The sequence below is a fragment of the Spirosoma oryzae genome, assembly GCF_003002825.1.
Lineage (GTDB): Bacteria > Bacteroidota > Bacteroidia > Cytophagales > Spirosomataceae > Spirosoma > Spirosoma oryzae.
In genome coordinates this window covers 19,028-35,731 of sequence record NZ_PVTE01000040.1, presented here as the reverse complement: position 1 = coordinate 35,731, position 16,704 = coordinate 19,028, and the positions used below count along the sequence as shown (strand labels likewise).

At 53.3% G+C, this 16,704-nt stretch carries 16 protein-coding genes; 6 read left to right on the top strand and 10 right to left on the bottom strand.

What is annotated here, in order from left to right; translation table 11 throughout:
• Positions 1-1,062 precede the first annotated feature (1,062 nt).
• Complete coding sequence (locus CLV58_RS26145) at positions 1,063-1,302, top strand: hypothetical protein (RefSeq protein WP_106140793.1); 240 nt, start codon at positions 1,063-1,065, stop codon at positions 1,300-1,302.
• Positions 1,303-1,341: 39 nt separating this feature from the next.
• Here CLV58_RS26145 and CLV58_RS26140 read toward each other — a convergent pair whose 3' ends face one another.
• The 6 genes from CLV58_RS26140 to CLV58_RS26115 form a co-directional block, all read right to left on the bottom strand.
• On the bottom strand, positions 1,342-1,755 hold the full coding sequence (locus CLV58_RS26140) for a DUF596 domain-containing protein (protein ID WP_106140792.1): 414 nt from the start codon (positions 1,753-1,755) through the stop codon (positions 1,342-1,344).
• Positions 1,756-2,195: 440 nt separating this feature from the next.
• Positions 2,196-3,104, bottom strand: coding sequence for a 1,4-dihydroxy-2-naphthoate polyprenyltransferase (locus CLV58_RS26135; protein ID WP_106140799.1), 909 nt, complete (start codon positions 3,102-3,104; stop codon positions 2,196-2,198).
• Positions 3,105-3,200: 96 nt separating this feature from the next.
• The gene (locus CLV58_RS26130; protein WP_106140791.1) at positions 3,201-3,821 is read right to left on the bottom strand and encodes a glutathione peroxidase; all 621 of its coding nucleotides are present in this window, start codon (positions 3,819-3,821) and stop codon (positions 3,201-3,203) included.
• Positions 3,822-3,941: 120 nt separating this feature from the next.
• Entirely contained in the window at positions 3,942-5,726 is a 1,785-nt protein-coding gene (gene argS / locus CLV58_RS26125; protein ID WP_106140790.1) for an arginine--tRNA ligase, read from the bottom strand.
• A 260-nt stretch (positions 5,727-5,986) separates the two neighbouring features.
• On the bottom strand, positions 5,987-6,607 hold the full coding sequence (locus CLV58_RS26120; RefSeq protein WP_106140789.1) for an REP-associated tyrosine transposase: 621 nt from the start codon (positions 6,605-6,607) through the stop codon (positions 5,987-5,989).
• Positions 6,608-6,823: 216 nt separating this feature from the next.
• The gene (locus tag CLV58_RS26115; protein WP_106140788.1) at positions 6,824-9,268 is read right to left on the bottom strand and encodes a penicillin acylase family protein; all 2,445 of its coding nucleotides are present in this window, start codon (positions 9,266-9,268) and stop codon (positions 6,824-6,826) included.
• Between the two features lie 112 nt (positions 9,269-9,380).
• Here CLV58_RS26115 and CLV58_RS26110 point away from each other — a divergent pair, with 112 nt between their 5' ends.
• Positions 9,381-10,112, top strand: a complete 732-nt coding sequence (locus CLV58_RS26110; RefSeq protein WP_106140787.1) for a carboxypeptidase-like regulatory domain-containing protein — start codon at positions 9,381-9,383, stop codon at positions 10,110-10,112.
• Positions 10,113-10,138: 26 nt separating this feature from the next.
• Complete coding sequence (locus CLV58_RS26105; RefSeq protein ID WP_106140786.1) at positions 10,139-10,651, top strand: hypothetical protein; 513 nt, start codon at positions 10,139-10,141, stop codon at positions 10,649-10,651.
• 146 nt (positions 10,652-10,797) lie between these two features.
• Here CLV58_RS26105 and CLV58_RS26100 read toward each other — a convergent pair whose 3' ends face one another.
• Positions 10,798-13,221: a bifunctional YncE family protein/alkaline phosphatase family protein gene (locus CLV58_RS26100; protein ID WP_106140785.1), complete on the bottom strand. Its 2,424-nt coding sequence runs from the start codon at positions 13,219-13,221 to the stop codon at positions 10,798-10,800.
• A gap of 146 nt (positions 13,222-13,367) precedes the next feature.
• Entirely contained in the window at positions 13,368-14,264 is an 897-nt protein-coding gene (locus tag CLV58_RS26095; RefSeq protein ID WP_106140784.1) for a hypothetical protein, read from the bottom strand.
• A 319-nt stretch (positions 14,265-14,583) separates the two neighbouring features.
• On the opposite strand from CLV58_RS26095, the gene CLV58_RS26090 reads away from it, so the two are divergent.
• From CLV58_RS26090 to CLV58_RS26080, 3 genes are read left to right on the top strand one after another with little or no spacing between them, the layout of a single operon-like run.
• Positions 14,584-14,769 (top strand): hypothetical protein, encoded by a 186-nt coding sequence (locus CLV58_RS26090; protein WP_106140783.1) that lies wholly within the window; start codon positions 14,584-14,586, stop codon positions 14,767-14,769.
• A gap of 43 nt (positions 14,770-14,812) precedes the next feature.
• On the top strand, positions 14,813-15,115 hold the full coding sequence (locus CLV58_RS26085) for a hypothetical protein (protein WP_106140782.1): 303 nt from the start codon (positions 14,813-14,815) through the stop codon (positions 15,113-15,115).
• Entirely contained in the window at positions 15,102-15,500 is a 399-nt protein-coding gene (locus tag CLV58_RS26080; RefSeq protein WP_106140781.1) for a DoxX family protein, read from the top strand. Before CLV58_RS26085 ends, CLV58_RS26080 begins: the two co-directional genes overlap by 14 nt.
• Positions 15,501-15,508: 8 nt before the next feature.
• Here CLV58_RS26080 and CLV58_RS26075 read toward each other — a convergent pair whose 3' ends face one another.
• Positions 15,509-16,240: a hypothetical protein gene (locus CLV58_RS26075; RefSeq protein ID WP_106140780.1), complete on the bottom strand. Its 732-nt coding sequence runs from the start codon at positions 16,238-16,240 to the stop codon at positions 15,509-15,511.
• Between the two features lie 23 nt (positions 16,241-16,263).
• Positions 16,264-16,650, bottom strand: a complete 387-nt coding sequence (locus tag CLV58_RS26070) for a hypothetical protein (RefSeq protein ID WP_106140779.1) — start codon at positions 16,648-16,650, stop codon at positions 16,264-16,266.
• Between the last annotated feature and the right edge of the window lie 54 nt (positions 16,651-16,704).

Genomic DNA, 16,704 nt, shown 5'->3' with positions numbered 1-16,704 from the left:
GCAACTCGCTACGAAAAGACCGCTACCAGCTTTTTAGCGATGGTCTATTTGGCGTCAAGCATGATATTGTTACTGTGAATGTCCACAGGCTCTAGATTGAGCATACTAGCTGTGAGTAGGGCACCTCTGAGAGTAGCTTCTGAGCTATCATAGCACTGATTATACAACAGCAATGGGCTATAAAATCGTCTGTTTAGAATGCAGGAAGGCGTTCAACCTAAGCAGTGATCGTGACGACCGAGCAAAGCAATTCTTGATATGCCCGGAATGTAGTCGGTCTGCTGTTTATTTCCCTCATAGATTCCGCCCTCCCAAGAGAGTAGATACTAACAAATGGGCAGTAGTAAAATATCTTTATGAGAACGGCTTTACCTACCAGCATATCCCGAATCGGGAAGCTGATGGCTATGTTAAATACCCTGAAACGATGGCAGCTGCTAAAGAATTTGTCAAGCTGCATATGTCTTGACTTGTCTTAGCTTTACGTAAAGCCACTTATACAACAAACCAGTGACGGTCAATTTCAAGCATTTTTTCATTAATCTACAACAAGGGGCTTACCTAGCTTATTGTAAAAGTGAATCTTCCGAATCAGCTAAAAAATCTGCTTTCACGAGATTTAATACTCTTCTGTACTTCTACTATATAGCTGGATTAATCTTGTTGGAAGGTGTGTTAGTAAAACTCTCAGGCCCTTTTCATCTCGATTTTTTAAAGGCTTCTATATTTACGTTGGTTGTACCTTACCTGCTCTACAGGCTATTTTTAAAGTCCTTGATTATAAAGGACTTTGACTTCATACTCTCTGATTCCGAGAAATCTAATCGCATAAAACTCTATCAATACGCTTTGTCAGGTGCCTTTTGCAGCTTTGTTATTGCTTTCATTATAGTGCTTTTTCTATATAAGAAGTCGTGGTAATGTCAGCTAAAGATACTCGCGCTCTTGAAGTAAGAGCATAACATAAGCGTAGTTATAAAACACATCTAAGTAAAGCATAACAAACTCTATCACCACAAGTTATAACTATTTTGAGGATAGCAAATTAAAACAGCGAGAAATATGCGTCAAAGATTTGAATTTAGTGTGTTCTGTAATGACGAAGAAAATCTTACCAAATGCATAGATTGGTATAACTCCAATTATCAAACAGATTTTAGAATAATTAGAATGGTCTATGATGAAGTGACTTTTGCTGATATAGAAGTTACAAAATATAACCTGTACGATGTATTTGAACTAGGTCATCAGTTTGGAATCATGGAGCAAAAGCTTCGTGAACAGGGAAAGCTTGATTGGTAATACTGTATTCACTACAACTGTTATACAAGTGCGTTTATATTAAGTCCAAAGATAGAAACGTCCATCACCTGTCGGTGAAGTTTCAAATTCGTTATCATCAATGTCGGTATACCATACTAATCCGCCAGGGCATTCGTCTAAATACCACCAGTAAGCAGCTTTCTCATTCATTTCCTCCAACGTTGTTGGAAAAGCGTTTTTGAATTGAGTATCTTGTTCTTCCGGTGAACCCGATAGAAACTCCCCTTTACTCCCTACACGCGCTTCTTTCATTCTCAGAATCTCTTCAAGTACACTACTAAATAAATCAATGCGGTTTTTATAGGACGTATAGTCTCCTATTATACCGTAATCATTGGCGTAGGCAGTAACAGCCCATAATTCACCCGTAGCAAAAAATTGACTTTTAAGATGGTCTATGATGCTGGTATAGGTGTCTATGCTAAGTGTCATTGCTGTTATATAATCAAACGTTATATTAAATAACGTTTGATTATACTGTTTTAACAAACGCCCGTATAAGGGAAATTATCGGGTATCTATCAATTACATTAATCGTAAGTCAAGTACAACCTCAACTTGTTATTTCGCGAATCAGCATTTACCTTTTATCTATAAACCTGATTACGTGGCCGAGCTGCTGGAGCAGCATAATTTCACTTCAATAATGAGTCACTCGGGCGGCAGAGGAGTGGTCTCGTGAAAGAGGCCCCTCCTCTTACCCGTACTGAATAATACGACACAATCGGCTGCGTCAACACGCAGATAGTTCCCCGAAAAATGAAGGCGTAGTTGGCTGGGTGGAAGTGACAAGACGTAAGAAAAAAGACGGCCGTTGCCAGACTAGCAATCCTTATCTTTCTTCTTACGTCTTATCTCTTTTATCTAAAAAATTACAGCACCGTCCCGATGCCGAAGAGGATAACGAACAGGAGTGTTGTCAGGGCGAGCTGACCGAGACGTGGGTTCAGTTCGGCAGGATTACGATGGGTGGCAATGGCCCGGCCGTTCAGGATAAATAGCGGAAATGCCAGCAGGTACAGGTACGCCGTTGCCGGAGCATCGGTGGCAATCGAATAGCCCATGGCGCAGGCCATACCGGTAAACAACAGCATCCAATGGTATTGTACGGCCCGGTCGCGGCCAATACGGGCGGGGATCGACCGTTTGCCCGTCATCGTATCGGTTTCGATATCGCGGATGTTATTGACGTTCAGTACGCCCGTTGCAAACAAACCAACGCTCGTAGCGGGCAGCAGCAGCAACGGGCTGAACGACAGTGTGTGCAGAAAATAGGTACCCAGCACGCCGACCCAGCCGAAGAACAGGAGTACGGCAACATCGCCAAACCCGGCGTAACCATATGGCCGCTTACCATTGGTGTAGCCAATGGCAGCCGCAATACACAGCAGGCCAATCACCAGAAAGACCCAGAATATCGACGAGTCGACGGCTCCGTCAGCGCGGTTGTTGAAGGCCAGATACAGGAGCGCAATACCACACACTAGCGATAATACCGACGTGATAATGACGCCCCGCAGCATGGCTTCGCGGGTGATATCGCCAGTAGCCACCGCCCGCCGGGGCCCCACGCGCAGTTCGGTATCTTTTCCCGATATGGCGTCGCCATAGTCGTTGGCGAAGTTCGACAGGATTTGTAGCAGAATAGTTGTCAACGCAGCCAGTCCGGCGATGGGCCAGCTAAACCGCTGATCGGCACGGGCCAGAAAGCTACCCAGAATAATGCTGGCCAGCGCCAGCGGCAACGTACGCGGCCGGGCAGCCGCAAGCCAGGTTTTCATAGTGTAATGAGCGAATGGGTGAATGAGCGAATTAGTGAATGTCTGGTTGCGCACCAGTTTATTCGCTAATTCGCTCATTCACCCATTCACAATTGATTAAAGGCCTACGGCTTTTTTGAACTCGTCGTCTTCGGGCTTCACCTTCGACGCGAAGAAGTGAGTCAGTTCGCCTTTCTCGTTGACGACGTACTTGCAGAAATTCCAGGTTGGCACTTTATCATTCCAGCCGTTCATTTCTTTGGTCGTCAGCCATTTGTACAAGGGGGCTTGGCCTTCGTTTTTTACCACGTCGACTTTCTCGAACATCGGGAACGATACGCCGTAGTTTTTCTTACAGAAGCTGGCGATTTCTTCGTTCGTACCCAGTTCCTGACCGGCAAAATTGCCCGACGGGAAGCCCAACACGACGATTTTATCCTTGTGGTTTTCGTAGAATTTCTCCCAGTCGGCGTACTGGGGCGTAAAGCCGCATTTCGAAGCCGTATTGAGAATCACGACTTTTTTGCCCTTGTAGCTGCTCAGCGCGACCGGCTTACCGTCGAGCGATGTCACGGTAAAATCGTACAGACTTTTGGTTGGCGCGGCATGGGTGGCGGGGGCAGCTGCCACTTCGCTCTTATCGCTGAAAATACCTTTAACTACGTCTTTGAACATAAAGCCGGAAGAGATAACGATCAGCCCTGCGGCTGCCAGTGCAAGAGAAACCTGTTTTTTCATGAGAACTATCGGATTTGGGTGAAGGGCTGGCACCGCGCCGACCATCCCGTCAACGTGGTGCTTCCACAAATAGTTTTTACGTAAAAGACGCCCACTTGGATTAAAAACCCGGTCGATCCGTTACATTTTTTCCGGCACGTCGATACCCAGCAACTCCATGGCTGATTTGATCGTGCGACCGACGGCACCGGCCAGTACCAATCGGTTTTGCTGCAAGAATATGTTGGTCTCTTTCAGAATGGACAACCGATCATAAAATTGGTTAAAGGTACGGGCTAATTCGTAAGCGTATTGGCCAATGTATGATGGTGCATAGTTGGTGCCGGCTTCCGCAATACGTTGCGGATACTGACTCAGCAAAAAGACCAGTTGCTGCTCGACGTCATCGAGTTCGGTCGTCGTTGCCGTTCCAGTAATCGACAGTCCCATGTCACCCGCTTTGCGCAGCACTGACTGAATCCGGGCGTGGACGTACTGGATGTATGGCCCCGTATTGCCATGCAGATCGACCGATTCGGCGGGGTTGAACTGCATCCGCTTCTGTGGGTCTACCTTCAGCAGATAGTACTTCAGCGCACCGAGGCCCAGCATCTGGAACAAGGCCTGCTTCTCGGTTTCGCTGAACTCGTCCATCTTCCCTTTAGCCGCGTCATCGGCGGCCGTGGCAGCGGCTTCCGTCGTTTCCCGAATCAGATCGTCGGCATCGACAACGGTCCCTTCCCGCGACTTCATCTTACCCGTCGGCAGATCGACCATACCGTATGACAGGTGGTACAGGTTCTGCGCGTACGACCGTCCCAGCCGGCGCAGAATGGCAAACAGTACGTTGAAGTGATAGTCCTGCTCGTTACCAACCACCCAGATCTGCCGGTCGGTGTGAAAATCGTGGTCTTTCAACTCGGTTGTACCAAGGTCCTGCGTGATGTAGACCGATGTACCATCGGCCCGCAGCACCAGCTTCTGATCGAGCCCTTCCTCGGTCAGGTCGATCCAGACGGAGTTATCGTCTCTGCGGTAGAAAACGCCTTTCGCCAGCCCTTCCTCCACAATCTCTTTTCCGAGCAGATACGTGTTCGATTCGTAATAGGTCTTGTCGAAGCTGACGCCAATTGTCTTGTAGGTCACGGCGAAGCCTTCGTACACCCAATCGTTGAGTTTTTTCCAGAGTGCGACCGTCTCCGCGTCACCCTGCTCCCACCGACGAAGCATAGCCTGTACTTCCTGCATCAGCGGAGCGGTTTTCTCCGCTTCCTCTTTGGCCGTTCCCTGGGCAACCAGCTGCTCGACTTCGGCTTTGTAGGCCTTGTCGAACAACACATAGTATTTACCGATCAGGTGGTCGCCTTTCATCCCGGCCGATTCGGGAGTCTCGTCGTTACCAAACCGTTGGTAGGCCAGCATCGACTTGCAGATGTGAACGCCCCGATCGTTGACGATACAGGTTTTCACGACGTCGTACCCGCTGGCTTTCAGAATCCGGCTGACCGAATCGCCGAGAAAGTTGTTGCGCAGGTGACCCAGGTGCAGGGGTTTGTTGGTATTGGGCGACGAAAACTCGACCATAACCGACTGTCCTTTGTCGGGCAGTTGGCCGAAGGTATCGTTGGCCGCGATGTCGTTGAGCGTATCGATCCAGGCGCTGTCGGCAATGCTCAGGTTCAGAAATCCCTGCACGACGTTGAAGGCGCTCACCACCGGGCTGTTCGCCACCAGCCATTCACCGATGGCCTGTCCGATCTGTGCGGGCGCTTGTCGGAGTGCTTTCGTCAGTGGGAACGTGACGAACGTGTAAAGTCCGTCGAATTCTTTTTTGGTAGGTTGCAGCACAACCTCGCCGATCGACTGCTGGTATAATTCGGTAACGGCCTGTTGAATGGCCTGTTTTACTGTCTCCTGAATGTCCATGATGGGTAAAAAACCGCAGGTTGTCGGCTTCCGCCCGCAAAAGTACAGGATGTAGCCCATACGTCCACGTCTGGCCGGCGCAGGCGACTAAGTTCACAAACGATTCCGTATAAGTTACCCCTCTTAGCCTGACGGCTATGTGTAGCCCAGACGTCCACGTCTGGTAGCCGCTAGGCTAGTAAATTCAACAACCAATCAAGTAAAATTCTAGATAAGCCATCCCACCTTAGTCTGACGGCTACCAGACGTGGACGTCTGGGCTACACGGCTACGTACGAGTACGGCCAGTCGGACCAGTCTTTAGCCAGACCAGCTTTGATCGGATTATTCAAAATATATGTCGTGATGCGCTGGAACTCGGCTGCATGACGAACGACGTGATCGTAACTTTCGGGTTGCCAGAACGGTTGGCCCGTGCGATTCAGCAGTGCATTCGCCTTACGCGCCGTATAGCCCTTCAGCGATTTCATAATCACGCAAAACGGTTTGTTGTTGGCCAAAGCTGTCACCAGCATATGTACGTGATTCGGCATGATACAATAGGCATGTAACGTGTAGGCCGTGCCGTCGTAATGATGAATAGCCGACCGAACGATGTCGGCAACAGCGGACTGCCGAAGCCAATCGTTTCCCTGCATAGCGGTATCCATCGCCTTGTCGAATCGGGCAAAGTATCGCTTATTATACCGCGCAGACACCTGCTGTTCCGACTCGTTTCCTTCAGCCACTTGGTCCGCGAGCTGCCGTTGTAAACTCGCTTTCTCGTCGAGCAATCGATCCATCACGTCCTGTGGTAACGATCCGTGTAAACGAAAGGTAATGAAGTACGTTTCTTCTGGTGGGAGCATGTGCGGCAAATACCGCGTGTAATGAGTCAGCATGGTGGGATAGAGAAGTCTCGTGAATGACTTCACAAACCTATCAAGCGCAATGCACAGCCAACCTAACTCATTTATTGATCGGCTTGTAGCCCAGACCTCTAGGTCTGGTAGCCGAAGGCTAACAAATTCATAGACTAAACAAACCCGGTTTCATATAAGCCATTTCCCCTTTAGCCTTTGGCTACCAGACCGGGAGGTCTGGGCTACACGTTCACGCTATTTCAGTATCGTGGTTTGTTCGGCGACGGCTTTGATTTTGTCTTTTGAGAAGAAGACGGGGAAATAGCCGTTCTCGGCCCAGATCGGGAACAGATCGCGGTAGTGCGGGCTGTCTGGATCGCCGGACTGACCGGGACTATTGATGCCCAGTGTTTTATCCCAGTCTTCCGTATCGATCAGAATGCGGAAGGTAGCACCGTGTGTCTGGTTGAGGTCATTGGCTGTCGCGTTGACCGTTTCGCCGTAACCACCCCGCGCTACGGGGCCGAGATTTATTTTGTCACGCATGGCTTTATCGACCATATCGCTCAGCGGGTGCGTGATCAGGATATGCTTATTCCTGCGCTGTCCATACTGCCATTCGTCCATGTCGTTACCAAGCCGGTTGTCAAGCTCAGCCACGGCCTTGTCGAGAGTGGCGAGCAATAAACTATCGCGGTAGGCGACCGGATCGCCCGACGAACCGGGCATCAGGCCGGGCGTAACGAGCCAGTCGATCACACGTTTGGTGGGTAGCGAGGTCAGGTACGGCCGTGCTTTTTCGGGAATCGTTTGTCGGGCGAGGGCCTGCTTCAGTTGTCCCGCCCACGCTACGTAAATCGATGCGGCAACCGAACTGGGGTCAAGGCGAAAATCCCACTTGCGCAGGTAGCCGATTGCCTGTTCGGTCCGGCCTTCGGGCGACGATAGATTCTGCAACAGCGGTACCAGCGTCCGGGCCGTCAGCGACAGATAATCGGCCTGTAACGCCATGAAGTCGACCAGATTTTTGCGTTTACCGTCGTTCAGTACTTCCTCGATACGGTCGGCGCGGTTGGGGGATGCCCATGTCCAGCCGATGGCGTTTCGGTGCGGGAAATCGACCGGCGTCAGGTTGTTATTCGCCGTAACGACATACCCTTCCGGCGGATTGAGTTTGTTCGGTAGTTGCTGAATCGGCAGATACCCGCCCCACTCGTAGCGGCCGTCGCCCGGCACCGGTACCAGCCCGGAGAAGTTTTTGCGAATCGGCGACAACCCCACCGCCTGCCAGCCAATCGTACCGGGCTTCGTTGCTGATGGTCGTTCCGCCCAGATCATGTTTTCGCCCGGAATCCGGCTGTACGAACAGGCCTGCCGAAACTCGGCCCAGCTGCGTGACTGGTTCATGCGCAGACTGGCCAGATATGGCGCACAACCCGTTTCGAGCCAGGCCGCCCGAACAGCATAAGCCCGGTGATTTTTAGTGTCTCCGTAGACAACGGGACCGTGACGCGTATACTTGAGCGTGGCCGTTACTGCCTGCGCGCCTTTGACAGGTATCGTTTCCGTCAGCACACGCATCGACACCCACTGCCCTTTGTAGCGGTACTGATTCGGATTGGCCGGATTGGTTTCGTATACATACAGGTCTTCGTTGTCGGTTTCGAAGATGGTCAGCCCCCAGGCACCGTAGTCGTTATGCCCAATCGAGATACCGGGCAGCGTCGGTTCGCCGGCACCGATTACATTCCAGCCCGGCGCGTTTAAATGCGCCCAATACCGCAGCGACGGCGTCGATTGCGAGCGGTGGGGATCATTGGCCAGCATGGGGTAACCACTCACGGACTTGTCCCCCGAAATGACCCAGTTGTTCGACCCGGTGTACTGCTTTTCGATCTCGAACCAGCGGTCTATTTCATCGGTGTTGCCATTAGCGCCGGGCGTGAGAGCCGCTTCGTCTTCATCGGCTTTCGCCAGTCGCCCCTGGTATTTCAGCGGTAGCCGGAACGCTTCGTACAGGTCGAGTATGGGTTGAAACAGTTGCGTTCCATCGACACGTAACGTCAGGTCCGGTTGCGTCGGATTGGCTACGGGGTGAAACCAGTTGAGTTCGCGGACCTTATCAGCACCGATCAGGCTGACCAGTCGACCGTATTTCAGCTCCTCCCGAACGTTCCCCAACAAGCCCTGATGGCGGCTGACGACAACCTCGGGCGTCCACAGGCCGGGCGTCATGTTCAGCACCCGAAATTCAAACGGTAGCTTCTCCGGCGTTTTCGTTATCTCCGTAACGTAGGCGTTGATACCCTCGACAAAGGCCCCGACGATCTGCGGTCCGTGCGGATGGTAGTGTAGCAGTTCCTGGTTGAGATTGCCCCGAAACCGAAACAGCCGCGTGCCGATGTCGCGCTTCACTTCCTGCGGTCCCAGCAGTTCGGCCACCGTTCCCGTTGCCTGCCGACGCCACATTTCCAGTTGAAACAGCCGGTCTTTGGCGGCCAGATACCCCTGCGTGTAAAACAGGTCATGCTCATTTTTGGCGTAGATGTGGTTTACACCCCAGCGGTCGCGGATGACTTCGACGGGTTGCTGCAACCCCTTGCGGGCAGACAGTACCGTCTTTGAGGTGGCAGTACGGGACTGACCAAACAGGGGTCCCGAGAGAAGCAGACAAACAACCAGATAACGCAGAGCGGGCATAGCGACGGGTCTTTGCCGGAAAGTACGTAAAACCTGCTTGTAGATACCAAACTGTTGGCTCAGCTTGGCCGAAAAATAGTTACCTTACTGACGCTCAGCCCAACGTATCGGTATGTCTTCTTCCACCAAACTAACGATTCCCAGCCCCTGCATGCAGTCGTGGCAGGCGATGACACCCGACCAGCAGGGTCGTTTCTGCGCGCAATGCCAGAAAACCGTCGTGGATTTTACGACCATGACCGACGCGCAGGTACTAACTCACATACACCAATCCGGTGGTCCAGGCTGCGGGCGTTTCCGGTCCGACCAGTTAAATCGCCCATTGGTGGAGCCGTCTAGCCGGCAAGTAAGTCGCTGGCAGTGGGTAAGTCTGCTGCTGTCAGGCTGGTTAAGTTCGCAGGCGGCACAGGCGCAATCAGTAACCGACAAACGGGTGGGCAGCACGTTTATACCGGCACTGACTCGTTCGGTCATTACGCAGGTCCAACCAACAGATGCGCAACCGAGACCGTTACTGATCGAAGGGCGAGTTATCGACAATCAGACGCAGAAACCGCTGGCTAATGCAACGATCGTCATCAGAAACACACCATATAGCGCAACGACCGACTCAGCGGGTGCTTTCCGTCTGGAACTTCCCGAGTATTCACCGGATAGCACGGTATGGGCTGTCGCCAGCCTGATTGGCTACTCAACGATTCAGTATAAAGTAGAAGTCGGCAGACCGCAACTATTCGCCATCAGCGAAGATATAAACCTGATAAGTGAATCTATCTCTGTCGGTGGTTATGTCGTTCAAAAACCAACCCGCCGGCAACGCATACGCAACTGGTTCAAGCACTGATCCTTGAAACAACAATCATTGTTACCATGCGACTACCTGTTCTCATCTGCCTGCTCCTATCGACGCTGCTGACTGGCTGCACGACGATTCTCAATATTCAGTCGAACGTCCGGGTTGTCGATAAACCGCCGTTTGAGCGCATCCTGATCGTGTCGCGACTGCCTAACGTACCACCGGGCTATGCGTCGACGTTCATCGGCGCGTTTCCGTCGCAGTACACGGTTTGCTCGGTCGACGTGTCACCGATTGATTTCGAAACACCGGAGGAACTCATCAGTCGACAACTCGACGAGTGCAAGAGTCAGGTGATGCTAACACTCGATCTCAACCGCAGCTTCAGCGGCAACAGTGGCAAGTATATAACCGGCTACAACAATATCTATCTCGAAATGAGCAGTGTCACCACCGGTAAGCCGTTCTGGAAAGCCATCACCTTGTCGACAACCACCGCCCTCAGCCCCCGTGAGGTTGTTCAACAGTTAATCAAGGATGGCGTATTGAACGGCAAGTCACCGGTTAACAACCCGCGCTATCCGTAAAGAACCAACCTACTAGCCTATTGAAAGAGCGGACTGTGAAGACACTGCCCTTGGATGAATAAAGTAGCCCGCTCCAGTAGTTCGCCGGACGGTACCACGGTGGTCATCGTAGACTGAAAACCGTAAACTGTATACTGAATACCGACCTAATCGTCGTCATCATCATCCTTCTTGCTAACGGTTAGAAAGGCACCGCGACGGGGAGCAGGCATGACGGCGTGTTCCCCCCGGACGGCTTTCCAGATGATTTCGTTGAACAGCCGGTCGTCGATTTTGTCGGCGTAGCGCAGGTCCAGTTTTTCCGACTGCCGCGCCGGTTCGGTCATGGCCGTATTTTTAGCATCGAGGTCGATCTGCGCGGGGCGGTGGTCGTAGGGCGTCAGGTCCGCCTTGTCCGTGAACAACGCGTACATTGGCCGGGCACCCGCATCGTACTGACTCATCGGTGGCAGCCCCAGAATCAGCTCCATCGTGCGCAGCATGCCCGACGTGGTGTACGACGTGTGTTCGACGTGGTGTCGCTTCGTGTAGGGACTAATGACCAGCGCGGGCGATCGGTGTGCATCGACGTGGTCCGAACCGTTCTGCGCGTCGTCTTCCAGCACAAACACCGCCGATTCGCTCCAGATCGGGCTTTTCGACAGGTAATCGACCAGTCGCCCCACGGCCAAATCGTTGTCGGCGACGAAAGCGGCTGGTGTGCGAGCCCCAACGCGGGCACCGCTCGTATGGTCGTTACCCAGCCGGATACTACTGAAGTTCGGCACGGCATTGATTTTTATCAGCGAGTCCAGATCGTGTTTCCAGATTTCGACCCGGTCGACGTCTTTAACGCTTAGGTCATAGTCGGGGTAGTTGGGGGCGAACAGGCCGGCCAGTGCCGAATTCTTGCGTTTCGAATACGCTTCAAACTCACCGTACGACCGGTACCGAATGCCCGCCCGTTTGCAGTAATCCCAGATAAAACCCCGCTTCGGGAAGGCCACCGGCCGCGATCCTTCGTAGTCGTAGGTGCCGCCCCGACCACCGTAACTCGTCGGCCACGTTTTCTCGACATAATCCGTGGCATAAGCCGCCGTGCTCCAGTTGTGGCCGTCGGCACTTACTTCGGCATCGACGTAGAAGTTGTCGAGCAGCACGAATTCACGGGCCAGTGCGTGCTGATTCGGCGTCACCTTTTCGGGGAACAGGCACAGCGATGTGTCGCCATTTCCTTCCTTCATGTCGCCGAACACCTGATCGTAGGTCCGATTTTCCTTGATGATGTAAAAGACGTATTTGATGGGCGACGTTTTCGCGCCGACCTGCTTCGGAATGGGTGAATTGGCAGGCCAGTTTTCACCCACGGCCGTTTTCTCACGCGCTTTTGTGTAGGGGGTATTGGCGTACACCTGCCGGGTCAGGCCGGTAAGCTGTGCGGCTGTCGGCATGGTAAACAGCGACAGCGTGCCTTTGAACAGCCCGGCGATATACTGCGTGTCGGATTCGCGCCGTTTGTAGGGGTTCGGCCCGGCGGGGTTTGCCTGCGACGAAAACCCTTTCCCATTGGCTACCAGCACCTTTTTACCAACTATCTGTACACTCGTTGGGTACCAGCCTGTCGGGATAAAGCCCAGCGACCGGCTGCGGCCCGGCTGCGACACGTCGAACGTGGCCAGGCAATTGTTGTCGGCGTTGGCAACCAGCAGCGTTTTGTTATCGGCGGACAGGGCCAGGCCGTTCGGGGTACTGCCGGCGGGCGCGTCCGGGTACAGCGCCGTGTTGAGCGATTCGAGTACACGCCGGGTTTTGACGTCGATTACCGTCACGGTGTTGTCGTTGGCATTTGCGACGTACAGGTACTTCCCGTTACGGCTGAACACTAGATCGTTCGGATGGCTACCGGTTGTGATTTCATGGGTCAGTTTGCGGGTTTTCGGATCATACACGATCACTTTATCAGCCCCCCAAACGGTAATGTATACCTCATCCGACACGGGCGACAGCCGGCAGGTGTAGGCTTCGGCGGGTAGTTTGATTCGTTCCCGAACCTGTCGGGTGCCGAGGTCGCAGACGTAAAGCGAACTATCATCTTTGGTAACGGCATAGAGCGTTTGCCCGGTCCGGTCGGTAGCGAGTCCGGCAACAGAGATACGGTTGGGCCACGGCTTCCCCAGGACGACCGAGTCAGTTTTGACCAGTTTATCGCCCGATACGTCGTAGATCAGTACCCGATTGTCGTTGCCGCCCGACGCCAGCAGTCGTTTGCCATCGGGCGTGAAGCACAACCCGACCCACGACTTGCCGATGACGGTTTCGCTCAGGACGGTTTCGCCCGCAATATCGATCAGTTGCAACGACTGCGTACTTTGGCCGTTGTTGGTTACGGCCAGTCGCTTGCCGTTCGGCGAAACGACCGTTGTCAGCGGAAGATCACCCAATGGCAGTGATTTACCAATGGGCGACAGACTCCAGCCGTTCGGCAACGTCAGTCGCTGATGGGTGGTAGTGGTCGAACGGGGCGACGTGGTTTGTGCCAACCCCGACAGGGTCAACAGACTCAGCAGCAACGATACGTAGCAACGGTGCATGGGGTAGTATGGGTTAATTACCCAAAACTACGATTTTGCCGCATGCCCCGGCTGTTAAGCAATTGTGAAGACAGCTACGCATTCCCCATCACACAGACCGCGTGTCGGCGCTCATCGACCTGGTAGCAGAACGGGCATCACTCCCGTCAAATCGCGGCCTTGAAAAAACGAAGTGCCTTCTCGCCCGACTCCTGAATCTGATCGAGCCGGGATCGGTTTGCTTCCCGGCGAGTACGGGTATAGTCCAGGTCGTTGGCGATGGATCGAAGCAGGCGGTGGTAAGCGCTTTCCAGCAGAAACAGTTCGTCGTACAGTCGCTCCAGACTTTCATAGGAATACACCCGGTGTTCGTCGTACTCGACGGTATTCTTGGCGTGCATGACCCGGTTGCGCAGGCCAATCAGCTCTTTCACCTGATCGAAGCGCAGTAGCGGTCCCGAGACGTCGGACCCGGAGAAATAGAGCAGATCGCTGAATTCAAACGTCTGGAACGGATCGAGCAACCGACGCTCGTTTTGCCGGCGGGGCATGGTAGCGTCGCGGAGTTTGTCCGTGTAGAAATTGCGGAGACCGTAGGCATCGGCATGTTCCGACTGGTATTCAAAAAAGGCCAGCATATCGGCGTCCGACCGGCCACGCAGCATGAAGAATCGCCGTAAATCGCGTTCAAACAGGATAATGTCGTCCTGCACGATCTGGAGCACGCTGCTGCGGTTGAAGTCCGATAAATGCACGACACCAACCAGTACCCGCCCATCATACACAAACAGCACGTTCGGTTCGGTCTGCGCAAACTGCTCCCGGACGGCTTCGGTAAACAGCATATCGTGGCTCTGCGCACGGCCCTGTTCGGGAACAAGCTGCGGGTCGCCAAACTGATTACTTTCTTCGTCGAACGGGTAGTACGTTTCGCCATCCAGACCGGGTAGTGCGTTGATGTTCAGCCGCTGGCAAATAAAGGCACAGGCATCGGGCGCGTCGGCATCGTAGTAGAGTACGTGCCGCTCCATGATGTGCGCAAAGGTGAGTCGGTGGAATTGCATGTTCCCCTAACCCGCAGAGCAAGCACACGGTTTTCAACGACCGACAGAAGGCAATGTATAATCGGATTAGTAGCTGTAGCCTGAACGTCCAGGTCCAGGCTACAAACACCGTCCAGTCTATTGCTGATCCAGGAATGTGACGACGGCGGTGGCGAATTCGGGCGTACGCATGGTCCCGCCGTGGTCGCCCGGCCCCATTACCACCGGACAGTAGACTTATCAACAAAAGCAGCGCTTTCATGTGTATAACGGGCGTCGATAAGCCTAACCTTTCTCCATTCTACCGAGTTTACTGTTGACAACGAAACCACGAAAACGGATGAACCCAATCCTGAATCAAACAGCCCCCGACGGAAACGGCGATGATCTCGACAATGAACCCGACAACGACACCGGTCTGGTCAACGAACCGACCGACGATGACGGCGATCCCACGGGAGAACACGATCACCAACAGGACGATAATTACGCACTTGGTGGCCACGTCGCCCGGTCGAGTGAGTAGCGACGGACGCTTCCTGCTAAACGAACCTTAACTAACTAAACTTATGAACGCTACTATTAACACAAGCTATACCCCTGCCGACGATGACAACCAGGGCGTGACGCAACTAATGGCGCAGGGAGCGGCCGCCAATGACGGCGTGTCGCAGGTCGAACGTATGAATCCCGTCGTGGCCTCGACCGTCGTGGATTCGACCGTCGTGGATTCGACCATCGTGGATTCCGGCCCGGAACCCGTCAAAGAAGAAATAAACGACGATCCAGATAGCGACGCCAGTCCGAATGACGACGAACTGGCGGAAGAAGAAATCGAAGCTAACTCCCTGACGGTGAATGGCGCTATCTGACGATTTATCCGGCAGTCAGTTGTCGCGCCTGGTACTGCGCCTGGGGTTGGGCATCAACATGCTTATGCATGGGCTGGTACGCATCCCTAAATTACCTGCCTTCGTTGCCAAAAGCAACGCCGGTTTTGCCGACACGCTACTGCCGAAATTTCTGACGACCGGCTTTCTCTACGTGCTTCCCTTTGCTGAACTAACCTGCGGGCTGCTGATACTGCTCGGTGGTCAGTTCAGCAAATGGGGGTACGCGCTGGGTGGCCTGCTCATAGCTGCCCTACTGTTTGGTACCACCCTGAAAGAAGATTGGGCGACAGCCGGCATACAGACGATCTACGTCATCGCTTTTGCGTATGCCCTGCGCACCATCGAGAGCAGCCGACGCCGTTGACAACGCTGTCATAAACCAGCGAATCGGTCCATCAGTACATGCCACCACTGCCAGCTACCCGCGTAGTTCATCGCTATATGCAACAACCCAAACAGCAACAGGGCCAGTGGGTAGGCTTGCCAGATTCGGCCGTGGTTCCGCTTGTCATCTGCGATCAGAATCAGTAGTATACAGTCGACAACGACGAAACTACCGTTAAGCGCTTTGTTGAAGCTGTCGAACCACGGGATGAAGAAAAGCAGGCGACCGATGGCGGGCGGCAGCACGACCAGCATGGTGCATGCCATGTATCGGGCGTGAAGTGGTAAACGACGACCATATCGAAGGCTCAACCCCAAAAAAAGCGGAAACAAGATAAGCGATGTGGCGTCGATAAACGACAACTGATACACCGTTCCCGGCGGATATGTAGCCTGCCCCTGGATCATCATCTGCATCATCTTCGCGCCACCAAGCAGGATGCCCGGCACCAGCATGATGGTACCCGCCCAGCCTAATCGACGGTGAAGCTGTATTTTTTTCTGCCTGTATAAAATCGGCTGGACAATGAGCAGAACAGTCCAGGTTCCAACGAATGCGCCGTGCAGATGATGATAAACGTCTGTTTCCCGTAAGCGGGCAAAGTAGGACTGCGAAAAGCCAACCCAGGTTACAACCACGGCCAGCGCAAAATACCAGGGCGCGTTGGGGTATAGCATAGCCCGTCGGTTCGCGGCTGGCGAAAGCGTCGTCTGTTCCATTTCATTGTCGGGGTATGCGATGATCAGTTATCCCGTGGTCCTTCGCCAACCGGCTCGTCAACGTAGAGCATCGCGAACCGGACCGGAATCGGTTGTCCGGTCTGGACATCACCGTCGAAAATGAGCTGCATCCGCACAGGCTTCTCGGTCTGAAGCACCGTGTAGTACACCGAAAACTCATCGTAGGGCAGGTACACCCGCACGGCCAGGTTCCCGTCGGTCAGTCGTTGAATATCCCCTACACTGGCAGGGCCGTTGTCGCGAAATAACAGATTGATCTGATTGACCTTCTGCTCGTTAGGCTTGGGCGTCAGTAATAACCGACGACTCCGGACGATGGGTTGTCCGGCGGGCGTATCGTTGATAAGCCGCAAGCCGTAATTGGTAATCTCGGTGCGTAGATCAGTCATGGTTTTTCTGGTTGATGTGGTTGGTGAGTAGCCGCTAACGTCGTCGGGGCCGTA